The organism is Maribacter spongiicola (assembly GCF_004364165.1).
GTDB lineage: Bacteria > Bacteroidota > Bacteroidia > Flavobacteriales > Flavobacteriaceae > Maribacter > Maribacter spongiicola.
This window is the reverse complement of sequence record NZ_SOAY01000011.1, coordinates 681,146-696,396: the sequence shown is the minus strand read 5'-3', so window position 1 is coordinate 696,396 and position 15,251 is coordinate 681,146. Positions and strand designations below refer to the sequence as shown.

General features: G+C 34.1%; 16 protein-coding genes. 7 read left to right on the top strand and 9 right to left on the bottom strand.

Going from position 1 to position 15,251, the window contains the following annotated elements:
- Positions 1-2: 2 nt before the first annotated feature.
- Positions 3-491: an RNA polymerase sigma factor gene (locus CLV90_RS11290; protein WP_133687581.1), complete on the bottom strand. Its 489-nt coding sequence runs from the start codon at positions 489-491 to the stop codon at positions 3-5.
- Positions 492-636: 145 nt separating this feature from the next.
- On the opposite strand from CLV90_RS11290, the gene CLV90_RS19270 reads away from it, so the two are divergent.
- Positions 637-783 carry a hypothetical protein gene (locus CLV90_RS19270; protein ID WP_166638571.1) on the top strand — a complete coding sequence of 49 codons (147 nt, stop codon included), beginning with the start codon at positions 637-639 and terminating at the stop codon, positions 781-783.
- 1 nt (position 784) lies between these two features.
- On the opposite strand, the gene CLV90_RS11285 is transcribed toward CLV90_RS19270, so the two are convergent.
- The 3 genes from CLV90_RS11285 to CLV90_RS11275 are packed head-to-tail and all read right to left on the bottom strand — an operon-like array spanning position 785 to position 3,511.
- Entirely contained in the window at positions 785-1,876 is a 1,092-nt protein-coding gene (locus CLV90_RS11285; RefSeq protein ID WP_133687580.1) for an amidohydrolase family protein, read from the bottom strand.
- A gap of 1 nt (position 1,877) precedes the next feature.
- The gene (locus tag CLV90_RS11280) at positions 1,878-2,504 is read right to left on the bottom strand and encodes a nucleotidyltransferase family protein (protein ID WP_133687579.1); all 627 of its coding nucleotides are present in this window, start codon (positions 2,502-2,504) and stop codon (positions 1,878-1,880) included.
- Positions 2,501-3,511, bottom strand: coding sequence for an XdhC family protein (locus CLV90_RS11275; RefSeq protein ID WP_133687578.1), 1,011 nt, complete (start codon positions 3,509-3,511; stop codon positions 2,501-2,503). The genes CLV90_RS11280 and CLV90_RS11275 overlap by 4 nt, the downstream gene beginning before the upstream one ends.
- A 210-nt stretch (positions 3,512-3,721) precedes the next feature.
- On the opposite strand from CLV90_RS11275, the gene CLV90_RS11270 reads away from it, so the two are divergent.
- The gene (locus tag CLV90_RS11270) at positions 3,722-4,813 is read left to right on the top strand and encodes a vWA domain-containing protein (protein WP_133687577.1); all 1,092 of its coding nucleotides are present in this window, start codon (positions 3,722-3,724) and stop codon (positions 4,811-4,813) included.
- Between the two features lie 206 nt (positions 4,814-5,019).
- Positions 5,020-5,850 (top strand): OmpA/MotB family protein, encoded by an 831-nt coding sequence (locus CLV90_RS11265; protein WP_133687576.1) that lies wholly within the window; start codon positions 5,020-5,022, stop codon positions 5,848-5,850.
- A gap of 72 nt (positions 5,851-5,922) precedes the next feature.
- Here the strand turns inward: CLV90_RS11265 and CLV90_RS11260 are convergent, their stop codons facing one another.
- From CLV90_RS11260 to CLV90_RS11245, 4 genes are read right to left on the bottom strand one after another with little or no spacing between them, the layout of a single operon-like run.
- Entirely contained in the window at positions 5,923-7,386 is a 1,464-nt protein-coding gene (locus tag CLV90_RS11260) for a M14 family metallopeptidase (protein ID WP_133687575.1), read from the bottom strand.
- Positions 7,387-7,410: 24 nt separating this feature from the next.
- Positions 7,411-8,073, bottom strand: coding sequence for an N-acetylmuramoyl-L-alanine amidase (locus CLV90_RS11255; protein WP_133687976.1), 663 nt, complete (start codon positions 8,071-8,073; stop codon positions 7,411-7,413).
- Positions 8,073-8,495 (bottom strand): 3D domain-containing protein, encoded by a 423-nt coding sequence (locus tag CLV90_RS11250; RefSeq protein WP_133687574.1) that lies wholly within the window; start codon positions 8,493-8,495, stop codon positions 8,073-8,075. The genes CLV90_RS11255 and CLV90_RS11250 overlap by 1 nt, the downstream gene beginning before the upstream one ends.
- Before the next feature lie 5 nt (positions 8,496-8,500).
- The gene (locus tag CLV90_RS11245) at positions 8,501-10,012 is read right to left on the bottom strand and encodes an FG-GAP-like repeat-containing protein (RefSeq protein ID WP_133687573.1); all 1,512 of its coding nucleotides are present in this window, start codon (positions 10,010-10,012) and stop codon (positions 8,501-8,503) included.
- Between the two features lie 107 nt (positions 10,013-10,119).
- Between CLV90_RS11245 and CLV90_RS11240 the strand changes: the two genes are divergently transcribed.
- Together CLV90_RS11240 and CLV90_RS11235 are read left to right on the top strand one after the other, a co-directional pair.
- The gene (locus CLV90_RS11240) at positions 10,120-10,524 is read left to right on the top strand and encodes a DUF2452 domain-containing protein (RefSeq protein ID WP_133687572.1); all 405 of its coding nucleotides are present in this window, start codon (positions 10,120-10,122) and stop codon (positions 10,522-10,524) included.
- A 72-nt stretch (positions 10,525-10,596) separates the two neighbouring features.
- Complete coding sequence (locus tag CLV90_RS11235; protein WP_133687571.1) at positions 10,597-11,931, top strand: serine hydrolase domain-containing protein; 1,335 nt, start codon at positions 10,597-10,599, stop codon at positions 11,929-11,931.
- Positions 11,932-12,412: 481 nt separating this feature from the next.
- On the opposite strand, the gene CLV90_RS11230 is transcribed toward CLV90_RS11235, so the two are convergent.
- Positions 12,413-13,255 (bottom strand): 1,4-dihydroxy-2-naphthoyl-CoA synthase, encoded by an 843-nt coding sequence (locus tag CLV90_RS11230; protein WP_036158183.1) that lies wholly within the window; start codon positions 13,253-13,255, stop codon positions 12,413-12,415.
- Positions 13,256-13,439: 184 nt separating this feature from the next.
- Here CLV90_RS11230 and CLV90_RS11225 point away from each other — a divergent pair, with 184 nt between their 5' ends.
- Together CLV90_RS11225 and CLV90_RS11220 are read left to right on the top strand one after the other, a co-directional pair.
- Positions 13,440-14,168 carry a phosphatase PAP2 family protein gene (locus tag CLV90_RS11225; protein WP_133687570.1) on the top strand — a complete coding sequence of 243 codons (729 nt, stop codon included), beginning with the start codon at positions 13,440-13,442 and terminating at the stop codon, positions 14,166-14,168.
- Positions 14,169-14,249: 81 nt separating this feature from the next.
- The gene (locus tag CLV90_RS11220; RefSeq protein ID WP_133687569.1) at positions 14,250-15,239 is read left to right on the top strand and encodes a 2-hydroxyacid dehydrogenase; all 990 of its coding nucleotides are present in this window, start codon (positions 14,250-14,252) and stop codon (positions 15,237-15,239) included.
- Positions 15,240-15,251: the final 12 nt, after the last annotated feature.

Genomic DNA, 15,251 nt, shown 5'->3' with positions numbered 1-15,251 from the left:
GATTAATGCTTTGTCATGTTAGTTTTTAATTTTTTCTTAATTCGAGATATTCTAGTGCCTACATTACTATCGTTTAGTCCTGTAATTTGTGCTATCTCTTTATAGCTTTTACCCTCAAGTAAAAGAAAAATGAGTCCTTTTTCTAAGGTATTTAGATGTTTTAGATGCTGATATAGCAATCGCAATCGCTCTTCATAAGTATCATTATTAGTATCTGATTGCTTGATAAAAATATCTGCAATGGGAACGGAATCTGGTCTTCTCTTTTTTTTCTTGATAAATGTGATTGCTGTATTCATCGCTACACGATACATCCAAGTTGTTATTTTTGAATCGTTACGAAACGAGTCAAAATACTTCCATAGTTGGTAGACAATTTCTTGAAACAAATCTTCTTGATCCTCTTTATTATCGGTGTAAATTGAAGTCACCTTATATAATAGCGCCTGATGCGCTCGTATTAAATCAGTAAAGACTGCTTCTTTTTGCATTTATAAAAACCTATTTACCCATTAGTATGAGATTTATATAATTTGTCACACTTCAATGTAAATTCTTTTTTAAATTAGAGTAAAATAACCCTAACTCATACAACATGAGGTGAATATGTGCGTTTTATTAAAAAAATATTCTGATATGCAGTTTTTAAATCCAGAAATTGAGGCTTTGACAAAAAGAAAAAATACCCCAGCACTAGCTAAAAAGCAAGTATCATGCGGCATTTTTCAAGATGTAAAAGATATTCCTGTTAAGGCAGAAACGGTAGTACTTAAAAAAGTATAATCTACTTTTCAAATAACGATGTATCTAATCCAGGAATAAGGTTTAGGGCATTTTTATAGTACAATTTTCTCAACACATCGTCAGGTAGGTTCAAGCCATACATTGACCAAAAAGCATGATATTTCTTGTAATACGGAAAATATTCATCGTTGCTTTCCAATACCCTAAAATATGTAGGAAACTCTTCTGGTTTCCAACTATCTTTTCCGAATAAGACCCTGTCTTGATATTTAATAAAAAAGGCTCTAGCATTTTGCGGTTGCCTACCAAGTTCTGCGATAACAGCAGATATACCCACATTCATATTTGGCATTTCATCTAATAACTCACCTAGTTTTTCAAGGTTATTCGCATGCCAACCCATGTGAGCATTTATAAATTTGGTATTCGGATGTTTTTTGAACACGTTATGTTGTTCTTGAATAATTTGTTCGAATGGCGCAGGGTCTGTAGCTGACCGTTTTCTTCTAGGGTGCGTTTTTAATTCTAACCAACGTTCGTTATCTGAATCCATATCATCCCAGAAGGACTTTGGATCTGCAGCATGTATTAATACTGGTACACCCATTTCAGCACATTTAGCCCAAATAGGATCCAAACGAGAATCATCTATTGCCAAGCGATTACCGGCTGCATCCTTATTTCGTAATCCTAAGCTTTTAAAAATCTTTAAACCTTTAGCTCCATTCTTTATGTCTTGTTCTAATTGGGCAGCAGCCTGTTTTCCCCATTCCATATCTTTTGCTCCTTCAAAATCTACATTGGCAAAGACAACAAATCTATTTGGATAGCTTTTATTAATATTATCAATTTTCTCTTTAAGACTTTCACCAGACCTTCCGCTCAAGTTCACCATTATCGCTTCGTTCATAGCATCCATATGAGAAATTAATCCATTTAAAGCCTTAACTGACATATCTCGTTGATGGCTATGTACATCTATAAAAGGGAATTTTGCTTTTGTGATTTCACCACCGGGCACAACCAAGGTAGATGTCGGATTATATTCTTCAAAACCCATTTCTTGGGCTAGTAATGGAGAGAATAGTAAGGTAGTTAGAAGGACAATGAATGTATATTTTAATTTGATCATATTACGAATTAAGCGTGTTATTGGTTCTATTTATAAGATTTTGGTATTCTAGGCTTGTGTCTACATCAGCAATTTGATCTGCCGCGTCTAATGAGATAATTACATTGCTTTTATTGTTTAGAATTTCCTTAGCACCGAAATCTCCTTTCAATACAGACAACTCTTCAAAAAGCAATTTAGGAAACAATGCAGGTACACCTACCTTTTTACCATAGTTTGTAGCTATAATTTTTGATGGATGTTTTATGAACTCTGCAATTAAGGAATTTAAATATTCAAAACTCAATAAAGGCTGATCAGCAAGGCAAATTAAGACTCCGTCTAAGGCAGGTCTTTGCTGAAGTAAAATTTTAACTCCGTGTGCTATGCTATCACCCAAACCGTTTTCCCAATTTGCATTAACGATAATATCTATATTTTTTTCTTCTAAACTACACTGAGTAGTAATAAAATCAGCGTTTGAGCCTAAGACAACATGCAATGATTTTGCATTGGTATTTTGAACAGTTTTAATGGTTTCTAATAAGAAGTTAGAATCTCTCCAAGGCATTAATTGCTTGATGCCATCCATTCTTCTAGAGGCGCCAGCTGCCATAATTAGTACTGCTATATCTAAATTTGTTTTCAATTATGAATTGGTTTCAATCTGTCTTTCAACATTACCGGTTTTGTTTTACGAATAACGGTTAAAATTTCTGCAAGAATTGATATTGCTATTTCTTGCGGAGTTTCAGCACCAATATTCAATCCTGCCGGTCCGTGAATACCTTCTATAAAATCTAAATCAATATCCATATCATGCTCCAGCAATTCTGACAACAATTTTTCTCTGCGTTTTATTGGTCCTAATACTCCCAAATAGGTCGGACTGCTATTTTTAAGCATCATTAAATACTTTAAATCTTTAACATAACTATGTGTCATTAAGAGAATGGCTGTATTCTTGTCTATTGTTTCAACCGGAAAATCTTCGGGTTCACAGTCCAGTAAAGCATCAATGCCAGGAAAATCTGAAATTGATTTATTTTCTTTCGGAGTTACGGCAACATTAACTTCCCAACCCATACTTAATCCGAAATGTGCCAATTGAACAGCGTCATGCTCTCCTCCTATTAATAATAAGCGTTGGCACGGTTCCATGAATTGAGTAAAGACTAAAGCCTTTGACTGTTCTTTGGTATTTTTATTAAAAGTGTAGGACTTGGAAGAAAGGTTTATAAAGCTGCCATATCCGTCCAAAATACCATATTCCTTTTCATATGAGGTACGAAGCTCAAAAGATTGACGATTTTTAATAACGGAGTTAAAATCTTCAATGAGCGCTTCGTTTGGGGAAAAAGATTCTAACAATATGTATAAAATACCTTCACAGCCTAATCTAAATCGACCATCATAGGTCATTAATTTTGCGGTTTGATTTTCAAAAACAGATTGTGCCTGAAACAATACTTCTTTCTCAACACAGCCACCACTGACCGCACCTATCATAACATCATCTTCACGAATAAGCATGCGTACACCAGGCTTACGATACGAAGACCCATCTAAATCGACTACAGTTGCCAAAACGCATTTTATATTTGCAGATGCAGCTATGATATATTCTTTTATAATTTTCTTAAATTCATGGGTCATTGATACTAGTTTTTACACCTTCTAATTTAGTAAAATTAAGGCTAATATTTCTAAAGTGTATATGTCTTGAACCTAAGGAAATATAGGACAATTGATAAGTTAAGTAAAGGATCAGTTTCCGCTTTAACAATCTTTAACATTTATTTTTTTAATCCCCATAATTTAAATAAACTTTGTCCGTTCTGCTAGTTGAACCTATAATTAATTAATATGAAAAATTTTTTGAAGTCCTTTAGTGTGTTATTTATCTTAACACTACTTTTTTCTTGTGGCAATGCAGATGATGATGTGAATTTGGATTTGATTACAGGCGATGGCTTAGGAAAAGGAACTGAAGTTGATGATTGTTTAGGACTTGAAGATGGAGAGTTAGTTTTATCTATTCAAGAACAATATACCACACTACCAGGTAAAGTATCTATCTTCTTTAGAGTATCGGATACAGGCGGTAATCCGGTTCCGGGTTTAACAGCAAATCAATTCACCATTTACGAGCAAGGCAGAAACGACGATTGTTTTAAAACCATATCTACGTCAGAATCATCGGCACGTATTTCCCCGAACTCGCAGATATTTTCTAACAATACTCTATTGGTATTAGATTTAAGTAATAGCGTATTGAGCAGTAGTTTAGATGAGTTGAAGTTAGCATCAACAAGTTTTATTGATGCAGTTATGCCATCTACCCCACAAGAGTCTGTAAAAATGGCTATTTACTGGTTTGATGGAGAAGACGAGCTTCATTTATTAAATGCATTGACATCCTCAAGAGCAGAACTTAAAGATGCTGTTGATGGTATTACCAATGATATTAGTAATGACCCATCTACCGATTTATATGGTGCGGTTATAAAATCTACCGACATCGCTTCAGACTTAGTTAAGGTATCTACTGCTGGCGGTAAAATTGGTGCGGCATCTGTAGTTTTGTTTACCGATGGTACCGATCAAGCTTCTAGATTTACAGAAGATGCTGCTTTGAAAAAAGTAAAAGAGGCGAACGCTAACATATCATTCTTTAGTATTGGTTTAGGTGCCGAAATAGATACTGAAGTATTATCTGCTATTGGTAAAACGGCAAGTGTATTCGCGCAGAATAAAGATGAACTAGAAAGAACTTTTAGAGATATCTCTGAAAAAGTTTCTGAAAGAGCTAACAGCTTTTACTTATTCGAATACTGTAGCCCTAAAAGAGATGGTAGTGGCGAAAATAATTTAGCAATTGAAATCAACACAGGATCTAGACAAGGTGCAGTACAGACCAAGTTTAGTGCAAACGGATTTACAGGTGGTTGCGAATAGGTAATTACCGATGAAAATATAGAAAGAAGCATGAAAATGCTTCTTTTTTTTTGCCCTAATGTGAATACAACAACCTATTGATAATCATTTTGTTGAACTATGTAGTTTCAGTGTGAAACGTATTTGCGTAAAGGTTTAAACATCCGTTTATCGATTTGTGCCGTATATAAAACCGATTACACTAATATTAATTAAAAGAGAACAAAATGAAAAGAGTATCCTTAGTTACTATTTTATCGGTAGCACTTTTAACTTCATGTGTTTCTAAAAAGAAATATGTTGCATTAGAAGATAATTTATCTCAAACACAAAGTGCATTACAAAAGACCCAGGTTGAGAAAGAAGAGCTACAAGGTCAAATGACAAGAATTGAAGCTCGTGTTGAAGAGTATAATTCAAAAATCAACTCATTAAAAGAAATGAACGATAGCCAGTTCACAAGTGTTGATGATGTAGCGGTTATGAGCAATAATACAAAAGCTAAAATGAGAAATACATTGAAAAATGTAGATCCGGCAAAATTAGCAGGTGCACAAACATTACAAGATTCTATGAACTTGGCGGTTTCTTATAAATTGAAACAATCAATTTCTGAAGAAGGAGAAGATATTGATGTTAGCATTGACAAGACTGTAGTAATGATCAACATCTCTGATGAGTTATTATTCAACACCGCAAGTTATAATGTAAGTAACAAAGCTGATAAAATTCTTAAAAAATTGGCAGACGTTATAAAGTCAGAACCAAGCATGGAAGTTATGGTTGAAGGTCATACTGATTCAAGAACAATCAACACTCCAATGGTAACCGATAACTGGGATTTAAGTGTAAAACGTGCAACCTCAATCGTTCGTAAATTACAGAAAGAATATGATGTTGATCCTTCTCAACTTATCGCTTCTGGAAGAAGTAGCTACTTGCCTTTGGTAGAAAACGATACAAAAGAAAATATGGCGATGAATAGAAGAACTAAAATCATCATTTTACCTAACTTAGATAAGTTCTTTGCACTTTTAGATGCAGAAGATAGCTTATAATCATTAGGATTAAATACTATTGAAAAAGGGAAGCTACTGCTTCCCTTTTTTTATGCTTAAAATCTAAACCTGTTATCTAAAGATCATTCCGTTTGGTACTTGAATATCTGACTTTTTTAAATCAACCAAAAATCCGTTAATTACTGCATACTCAGAAATACCGTCTTTTTCTAAGAAGAAAGTAGGGTTAATACCTGGGGCTAAATTTAATTCAGGAATTTTAAATTTTGTACTTAATATATGAACAGGAAAAGGTGAATTGATATTTTTTAAAGGAATTGACGATACACGTACATACCCAAATCCTTTCTTTAGAAGATCTTTAAAATTCAACGCTTTTACTTCATCAAAATTCGTTAAATTCTTCGGGTAAACTTTTGCTTGTTTAATAGTATAACCAGTAGCGTCTAATGTCTCATAACCGTAATAAGTAGACAAATCTCCTTGATCTAAAACACGGCTACTGTACCAAAAAGAGTTGTGATCTGGGTAATCTACCTCAATCTGATTCACACCGATATCTATAGTATATGTATTACCCATAAGATTATAATTAGCATTAACAATTTTCAAATCGAACAGTTTCCTATCATTCTCCGGAATTTTCTCGTATTCTTCAATTCCTATAGCTTCATATGATTTTTGAGCGATGGTATAAATGGCAGATAAGATAGAAGTATAATTTAATTTTCTAATTTCTTGTTTTTCTACATCCTCGGCGTAACCACCAGATTCAATTAAAATAGTGCTTGTCCCCCATTTTTGAATATTATCTCCAAAAGCTCTTGGTTCAAAATCATCATTATATCTACCAACTTGTCCTGGTGCGTATTTCTGTAAAATATCATTCATAAATACGATAATTTTCATGGCGTTACCACGGGTTTCATTGATTTCCTTTTCATAATTATAAGCCGGAGCCAAATAAGATATCGTAGCAGGCTTTTCGGTACGTTCCGCATTATAATAGGTGCTTTGATCATGAAGATTGAATCCGAAATCGGCATCAAGACTATCACGTACTCTTTTTAAAGTTTGAGATTCTGGGGACTGTAAACGCAATGCATCTCTATTAATATCTATACCTAGCAGATTTCTACGCTGATAAAGTTCTGCACCATCAGGATTCAACATTGGTAAAAAGTGAACCGTTAAATTGGCTAATATTGCCTCTTTTTCCTCTTTAAAATCTTCACTATCAAAGAAATTAAGAATATCAAAAATAGCTTGTGTAGCCGTTGGTTCATCGCCATGCATTTGAGACCAGAGGAAGACATTGGTTTCTCCTGTTCCAATACTAATAAGACTTAAATCTTTGCCACCAATAGATTTACCAACCGTATGTACTTTAAACTTGTTGTTAGCAGAAAGTTTGTCAATAAGTGGTTGAATATCGGATCTTTTAATACGTCGTTTACCAATAGAACTTTCTTTATAGTTTTCGTAAGTATCGTATAATTGGGTAGTAATATTATCTGATTGTCCAATAACCGAGAGCGAGCATAAACTTAATATGGATAGAAATATGTTTTTCATTTTCTGTTGTTCTTTAGATGTTTTTTATTGTTTGTTGGGTAGTTCTTTAAAATCTAAATTTTTCACTGCCTTTCTCACATTCTCCATAAATTCAGGTCCCGGATCTGTTTTTACAGTTCTATAGCCTTCATCGGTCTCTAACCATAAAGGGTGATTTTCAAAAAGAGTGTATTCGTAGTGTCCGATCAAGTAGTCAATATCATACTCATCTTTCAAATACTTCACCAACCAAATATTAGATTTCAATTGCGCTTTTGTTAATGGCAATTCTTCGGTACCGCCAACATTTTCCACTCCGATTGCACAATGATTTAAACCAATGACATGGCGTGCCATAGTAGTTTCTGGTAATAATTGATAAATAGTACCATCTCTATCGACCATAAATTGAGAAGAGACATTTAAGCCACTTACATTTTTAATATCTGGTCGCCAATTGGGTAACGTAACCGGGTCAAAAGCTTCAAATGATTTTTGAAAAGTTGGAATGACCGTCCAATGTAAAACAATCATTTTAGGCTCAATTTTTGGGGAATCTTGATCTAATCCGTATCTATTTTGAAGATACTCCAACGTTAGTATTTTGCGTTCTTCATTAAAGGTTATCGGTTGTTCTACAATTGTTTTGGTAGAAGAACACGATACTAAGACCAGATACAGAGTAAAATAAAGTATACGTTTTTTCATCATTCAGCAATTTGCAAACTATCTATTTCAACGGCATATGAGATGGTAATTTTTTTTCTTCCCCATTCTTTCGCTTGGTCAATATTCTCTCCCATATAAATATCTATGCGGTTGCGCCAACGCGAATGCATTTTATCTTTCACTATATAAACGCCTTCAAAGGTATCTATCTTCACCATGGTGTTATAGCTTAATCCTTTCTTTAACAAATCTCTAGAAACAGCAATCCATTTTTGACCAGGTTTAATAGAATCTCCCCATGCTGTAATTGCAGGATGCTCGTATGATGTTTGGTTGGGAACCGAATTATATGCAGTTGCAGTTACTTGTATTGGAATCCAATTATATTTTTTATCCAAAGATTTATCTGAACAGCCAAAAGCTATGAGTAGCAGAAAAAAAATGGACAACCTTTTTATCATAACTACTAATGTAGTTTATTTTCTAAAATTAAAAGGTCGGTATAACTTTCGTCCCAAGCTTTTTTGATGTCTTTAGGCACCTTAGTAAAAGAATAATTTAAAGCACTAAGCACCATATCTTTATCGCCATCACCGTCAATATCGGCGGCATCCATTAAAAACCATCTACCCAAATTAATATCTGCAAAATGCTCAGATCTAAAAGAATAATTATCACTATCCTCGTTTTTTAAATAAACAAAATTATAATCTGGGTGTTTTTCATAATCAGGAAAAGTCGCTAATAGCGCAATATCGATATCGCCGTCTTCATCAAAATCATTGGCAATAACTCTAGTAGCACCGTTTAAAGGATAGAAAAAAGTTTCTGTAAAATTGTTTTTTCCGTCATTGATATGAATTCGCATACCGTGATAAGGTTTATTAAATATAGATTTATCTGCATTATCACCGTTGACCGTTATAATATCGTCGAAACCATCACCATTATAGTCCACCAGTTCAAACCAACTAGAGCCATAAACGGGACTAAAGCGAATCACTTTTTCAGTATCAAATGTCAAATTTTCTTTTTGATATAATATGTACATCGCTTCATCGCCCTGCGCTGCCATGACTACTAAATCTTCTTGACCATCTGCATTCATATCTTTGGCGATAACTCTTATGGTGCCAGGTACATTTAGTAATGTTGTGTTTTTATAGAATCCGTATTTGTCTTTTTCAAGCAGTGTAAGTTTACCTTTAAGGTTACCGAATTCACTTATAATAATTTCTTCGTTTCCGTTTTTATTTAAATCGATATACAAGGTATGTACAGGTCTATGTAACGAATCTTGTAAAATAGCTGTAGCACTTCCACTTTTGAGAATGGTTTTCCCCCTAGGTATTTCAAAAGGATCCATTACGCCCATAGTAGTAACAAAAATACTATCGCCGATTAGTCGAGCATCTGTAATAGCCATATCAGTATTACCCAAATACCTATTTTCGCCCGTATTTAGATTATAGCTACTTAAAACTCCTCTCCTATTGCCTGTTAGCACTTGATTACGAAGTGTATCGATTTTTAAAAAGGTATACAGATTACCCTTAATACTATCTAATGTTACCGGTTTGGTATTAAATTGCGAAAGCTTATCGTTTTCAATTTTCATTGAATTGTTGACTACACTATCTGGCGCCAAACTAATAATGTAATCCACCAGTAGTTGCCAATCTTGTTCGTTAATTAATGGTTTACCCGGGTATATTCCAGATTTTATAATTGCAACTTGTTCATCGAAAGATTTTTTATAGTATGGGTGATTTTCGGGTGTAATAATTCCCAATCGAGCGCCCATATCAGGTAGTATATTATCTCGCCATATATCCTTTGGTAAATCATTGATATTCGGTGCTATATGGCAGCTGGCACAATAGGTTTCATATAGTACTACTTCTCTTGAACGTTTTTCTGTGTTACACGATACAATGACGCATAATAAAATGAAGTAGAAGACAGATTTAGAAGCCATTAGAATTAGGTTGTTTCTTTGAATTCAGAATTGAAAAATGGAAGATACTTATACCCTTATAATCTTGCAAGTGATAAATGCAGGCTTTTCTTTAAATTTGTATCGCTATGAAAAAAGAAAAAAAACCAGATAATGTAGTTTTCAATGAAGATACCCAAGAGTATCACGGAAAACTATCCCCTTTTGCAACCGGAGTATCAGCACCAAAAATTACTCCGCCAGACGTAACTTCTTGGAAGAATACACATATTGTTAGTGCCAATAATCAGTTTAAGGCAGAATATGAAGCACTTCAAGAAACCTACAAGAAACTGATGGCAAATTTTGAATACAATAATTTGGTATACAGTGCAAAATTCAATTTTGAACCCATTGTAGGTAAGGTATATCACTTGTATAAAGCTAAAGATGAAAGCACCTTTCTATCATTGATTTTACCTCAAGAATGTAATTTTAATCATGTTGGAAGCTTTAAGCTTACCTCGGATAAAACGTGGGAGAAAGTGAAATAATTCCGGCAAAAAAGTAGTCTATCTTAACCCAAGATATCAACACATTTTAATCTTATCAAGAACACATTAAGAATGAATAAAACAAAACTGCTTTTAGGCATTGTCTTAGTAGGTATCATTGCCGCGGCATATTTTAACTACCCTAAACTAAATCTAATATCTGGCTATGCTTCTAAAAACATGGCTTCCAGTGTCTTTATTGCAAATAGAGATCAAGATGATATAACATTGAACGATAATGATATGCCGTTGATCAAATTGGCAGATACAGAAGTGTCAAATGAGAATACATCTGCCACGGCCAAGGTATACGGACTAATGCCTAGAACAGCGGTTTATAAAGAAGGACTTGGTGCTGTACTTACCAACAAAGAGTTTTCTAAGCATAATTTCGATATTGTTCCCAATAGATTTAAAGTACAAGATTCACTGCCTTTCCCTTATGGAAATAACGGAGTTGTCGATACGGTTTTAGAAAATGTAGCTTATGATAAACTAGAAGTGGCATTCGAAAATGCTTTTCAAGATCCCGAGCAAAAAACAAGATCTCTTTTAGTAGTTCATAAAAACCAAATCATTGGTGAACGTTATATTCGAGGATTTTCGAAGGATACCAAAATTCTTGGGTGGTCAATGACCAAAAGTATCTTGGCTACGCTTTACGGTATTTTAGAATACCAAGATAAAATTGATATAGAATACAAGCCTTTTTCTAATCAGATACGAATGAAGAATCCCAAAAATAGTATTACCCTTAATCACCTATTACGTATGCAAAGCGGATTGGAATGGGATGAGAACTATTTTAAAATATCTGATGTTACCCGAATGTTGTTCTTAGACTCTGATATGACATTGTCACAACGAAATAAAAATGTCGTTGCACAACCTACAGAAATTTGGAACTATTCTTCTGGTACCACCAACTTACTTTCAGGTATTCTACGAGAACAGTTTAATTCGCATCAAGAATATTTAGATTTTCCTTATAAAGAACTTATTGATAAAATTGGCATGAACTCTATGCTTCTAGAGACCGATTTAAGCGGGAACTATATATTATCATCTTACGGATGGGCTACTACGAGAGATTGGGCTAAATTCGGATTGCTATACTTGAATAAGGGAGATTGGAACGGTAATCGCATTTTTTCAGAATCATGGTCAGACTATGTAGCAAAACCTACAATCAATTCTAACGGAACCTACGGAGCACACTTTTGGTTGAATGCCGAAGGTAAATATGAAGACATTCCTCGTGACCTATATTCGGTAAACGGATTTCAAGGGCAACGCATCTTTATAATACCATCTAAAGATCTTGTGGTAGTCAGAACCGGATTAAAAGAGCAGACCGACGAACAATTCAATACCTTATTGAAAGAAATTATAGCATCTATTCGATAAAAGGGGCAAAATTTTAACCTTTTGCATACAATACCACATTTTTAAAGCAGTTCACAACAAAATTCTCTTGTATGGCAACAATAGTTTCAAAGAACCCTAAATGATATATACATTTACAGTGTTATTAAAAACGAATTAAAAATTTTCATTTTCATATAGTGTTCTCGTAAAAGAGTCTGATCTTCACTGATCGGACTCTTTTTAGTTATAGCCATTTCAGTTTTCAGTTGGCAGTTTTAGTATTCAGGAAAAAAAGTATGAAGTAAAAGTACTAAGTATTAAGTAATGTTTTATTGATACTTAAACGCTTCGCCTTCCAATATTCGCCTTCCAATATTCGCCTTTAGCCTTTAGCCTTTAGCCTTTAGCCTTTAGCCTTTAGCCTTTAGCCTTTAGCCTAAAAAAGTTCATTTTTCCAAAAGGAAAAATGAACTTTTTTTAATGTAGCCAATAGCCAACATCTAAAAGCTAGCGGCCATTATTACGGTAGCCAATTATCTTTACCAAAATTTGGTTTACGCTTTTCTAGAAATGCATTTCTACCTTCTTTAGCTTCTTCGGTCATGTAGGCTAACCTTGTTGCTTCACCTGCGAATACTTGTTGTCCCACCATTCCGTCGTCGGTTAGGTTCATAGAGAACTTTAGCATTTTTATTGATGTAGGCGATTTTTCTAAAACTTCTTGTGCCCATTGAAAAGCAGTATCTTCTAATTCATCATGAGGTATTACGGCATTTACCATACCCATATCAAAAGCATCTTGTGCAGAATAGTTTCTACCTAAAAAGAATATTTCCCGTGCTTTTTTCTGTCCCACCATTTTTGCTAAATAAGCAGAACCGTATCCACCATCAAAACTAGTTACATCGGCATCGGTTTGTTTAAAAATAGCATGTTCTTTACTCGCTAACGTCATATCGCAAACAACGTGCAAACTATGTCCGCCACCAACAGCCCATCCCGGTACAACACATATAACCACTTTTGGCATAAAGCGAATCATCCGCTGAACTTCTAAAATATTCAAACGGTGCTGACCATCTTGACCAACATATCCTTTCTCTCCCCTAGCCTTTTGATCACCACCAGAACAAAAAGACCATATGCCGTCTTTAGTTGAAGGACCTTCCGCAGAAAGTAGAACTACTCCAATCGAGGTATCTTCTTGAGCATCATAAAAAGCTTTTATAAGCTCGCTTGTCGTATGTGGTCTAAAAGCATTTCGCACATTAGGTCGGTTAAATGCAATACGCGCTACGCCGTCACATTTTTTATAGGTAATATCATCAAATTCTATAGCTGTTTTCCAGTTGGGTGATTTCATAATTTCTAACAATTCTATTATCGTATAAAGATAAGGGTTCAAGGTATACCTCTCCAAATTTGAAAACTAGGTTACCTGATTTAAAATATCGGTATTAACTCAATCGAGTCAGTTATCAATTTATTTGAAACACTACTTTTATCCAATAAAAGCTATGTTTACGGCTAAACAAATAGTGCGTTTCATGAAACAATCCCTTTTTACATTTATAAAGTCGCTACGTGAATTTTTAGCGAGTAAATTAAACCAGTACAATACTACCTTACCTTATGTAATTACAGTTATTGTAGCTTTGATCATAGTTGTTGTAGGCATAAATTTATTTATAGAATTAACAGATACCTTGAAGACAGAAACGCTTGCTTACTACGACACTGCGATTACGGATTACGTAATTTCTCATCGCTCACCGAGCTTAACATCTTACTTTAAGTTTATGACCAATATTGGTGATACCTATGGTTATTTAATAGTGTTGAGTATTTTTCTATTAGTTTCTCTTATCGTCTTTAAACGTTGGAAATATGTTGTTCAAGCGACCTTGGTTTTGGCGTTGGCTACCGTTTCTAATATGATGTTAAAACGTTTTATTGATCGTGCAAGACCGGGCATAGAACACTTGGTTTCTGTAGAAACATTAAGTTACCCTAGCGGACATGCTATGAGTGCAATGGCTTTCTACGGATTTCTAATTTTTTTAGTTACCAAGTTCAATATTCAGAAGGTGATGAAATATGTATTGATTATCGTTTTAATAACAATTATTTTAAGTATTGGCATTAGCAGAATATATTTAGGAGTCCATTTTCCTTCGGATATCGCAGGCGGGTTCATTGCCGGATTTATTTGGGTTGTTTTTTGTGTACTAGTATTTGACTTGATTGAATTGTTTAGAAGAGACCCGAAAACATAAATTACAAACCTGATAATTGTCATAAAATTTTAGGTTCCATTAATTAACTTAATTCCTTAATAATTTACCGATTGAATTTTTATGAAAATAGCTGTTTTTAGTACAAAATCTTATGACCAAGAATACTTTGAAAAGTATAACGACGCTCATCAATATACCTTCTCATTTTATGAGACTGCATTAAATTCAGATACCGCTAAACTTACCACAGATAGCGATGTAGTTTGTGTTTTTGTAAATGATGTTATAGACAAAGCTACTATTGAGGTTTTGGCAGCTAATGGAGTAAAATTAATAGCATTACGCTGTGCAGGCTATAACAATGTAGATTTAGAAGCGGCTGAAAGTCATAACATAAAAGTAGTCAGAGTACCTGCGTATTCGCCAGAGGCAGTGGCAGAACATGCATTAGCACTAATACTAACCTTAAATAGAAAAACACATAAAGCTTACAACCGAGTTAGAGAAGGTAATTTTTCCCTAAAGAATCTCATCGGATTTAATCTGCATAAAAAAACGGTCGGTGTTATCGGAGCAGGACAAATTGGAGCTACCTTTTGCAAAATAATTAAAGGTTTCGGTTGTAATATTATTGCTTATGATGTCGCCGAAAATCAAGAGTTATTGGAATTGGGGGTAACATATGCTTCATTAGAAGAAGTATTTAAACGGTCAGATATAGTATCACTTCATTGTCCGCTAAATAAACACACCAAACATATAGTCAACAAAACTTCAATTGCCGAAATGAAAGAAGGCGTCATGATTATAAATACTAGTCGTGGTGCGTTAATTAATACTGCAGATGCTATCGAAGGTCTTATTACTAAAAAAATTGGCTACTTAGGTATAGATGTATATGAGCAAGAAGAGAATTTATTTTTTGAAGATTTATCTGAACATATTATTCAAGATGAGCAAATATTGAGGTTATTAAGTTTCCCGAATGTATTAATTACTTCGCATCAAGCTTATTTCACTAAAGAAGCTATGGATCAAATAACGATAACAACCCTTGATAATATAAAGGCTTTTAAGAATAATAAGGAGTTGACAAATGAAGTAAAGTAAATAGATTTACTA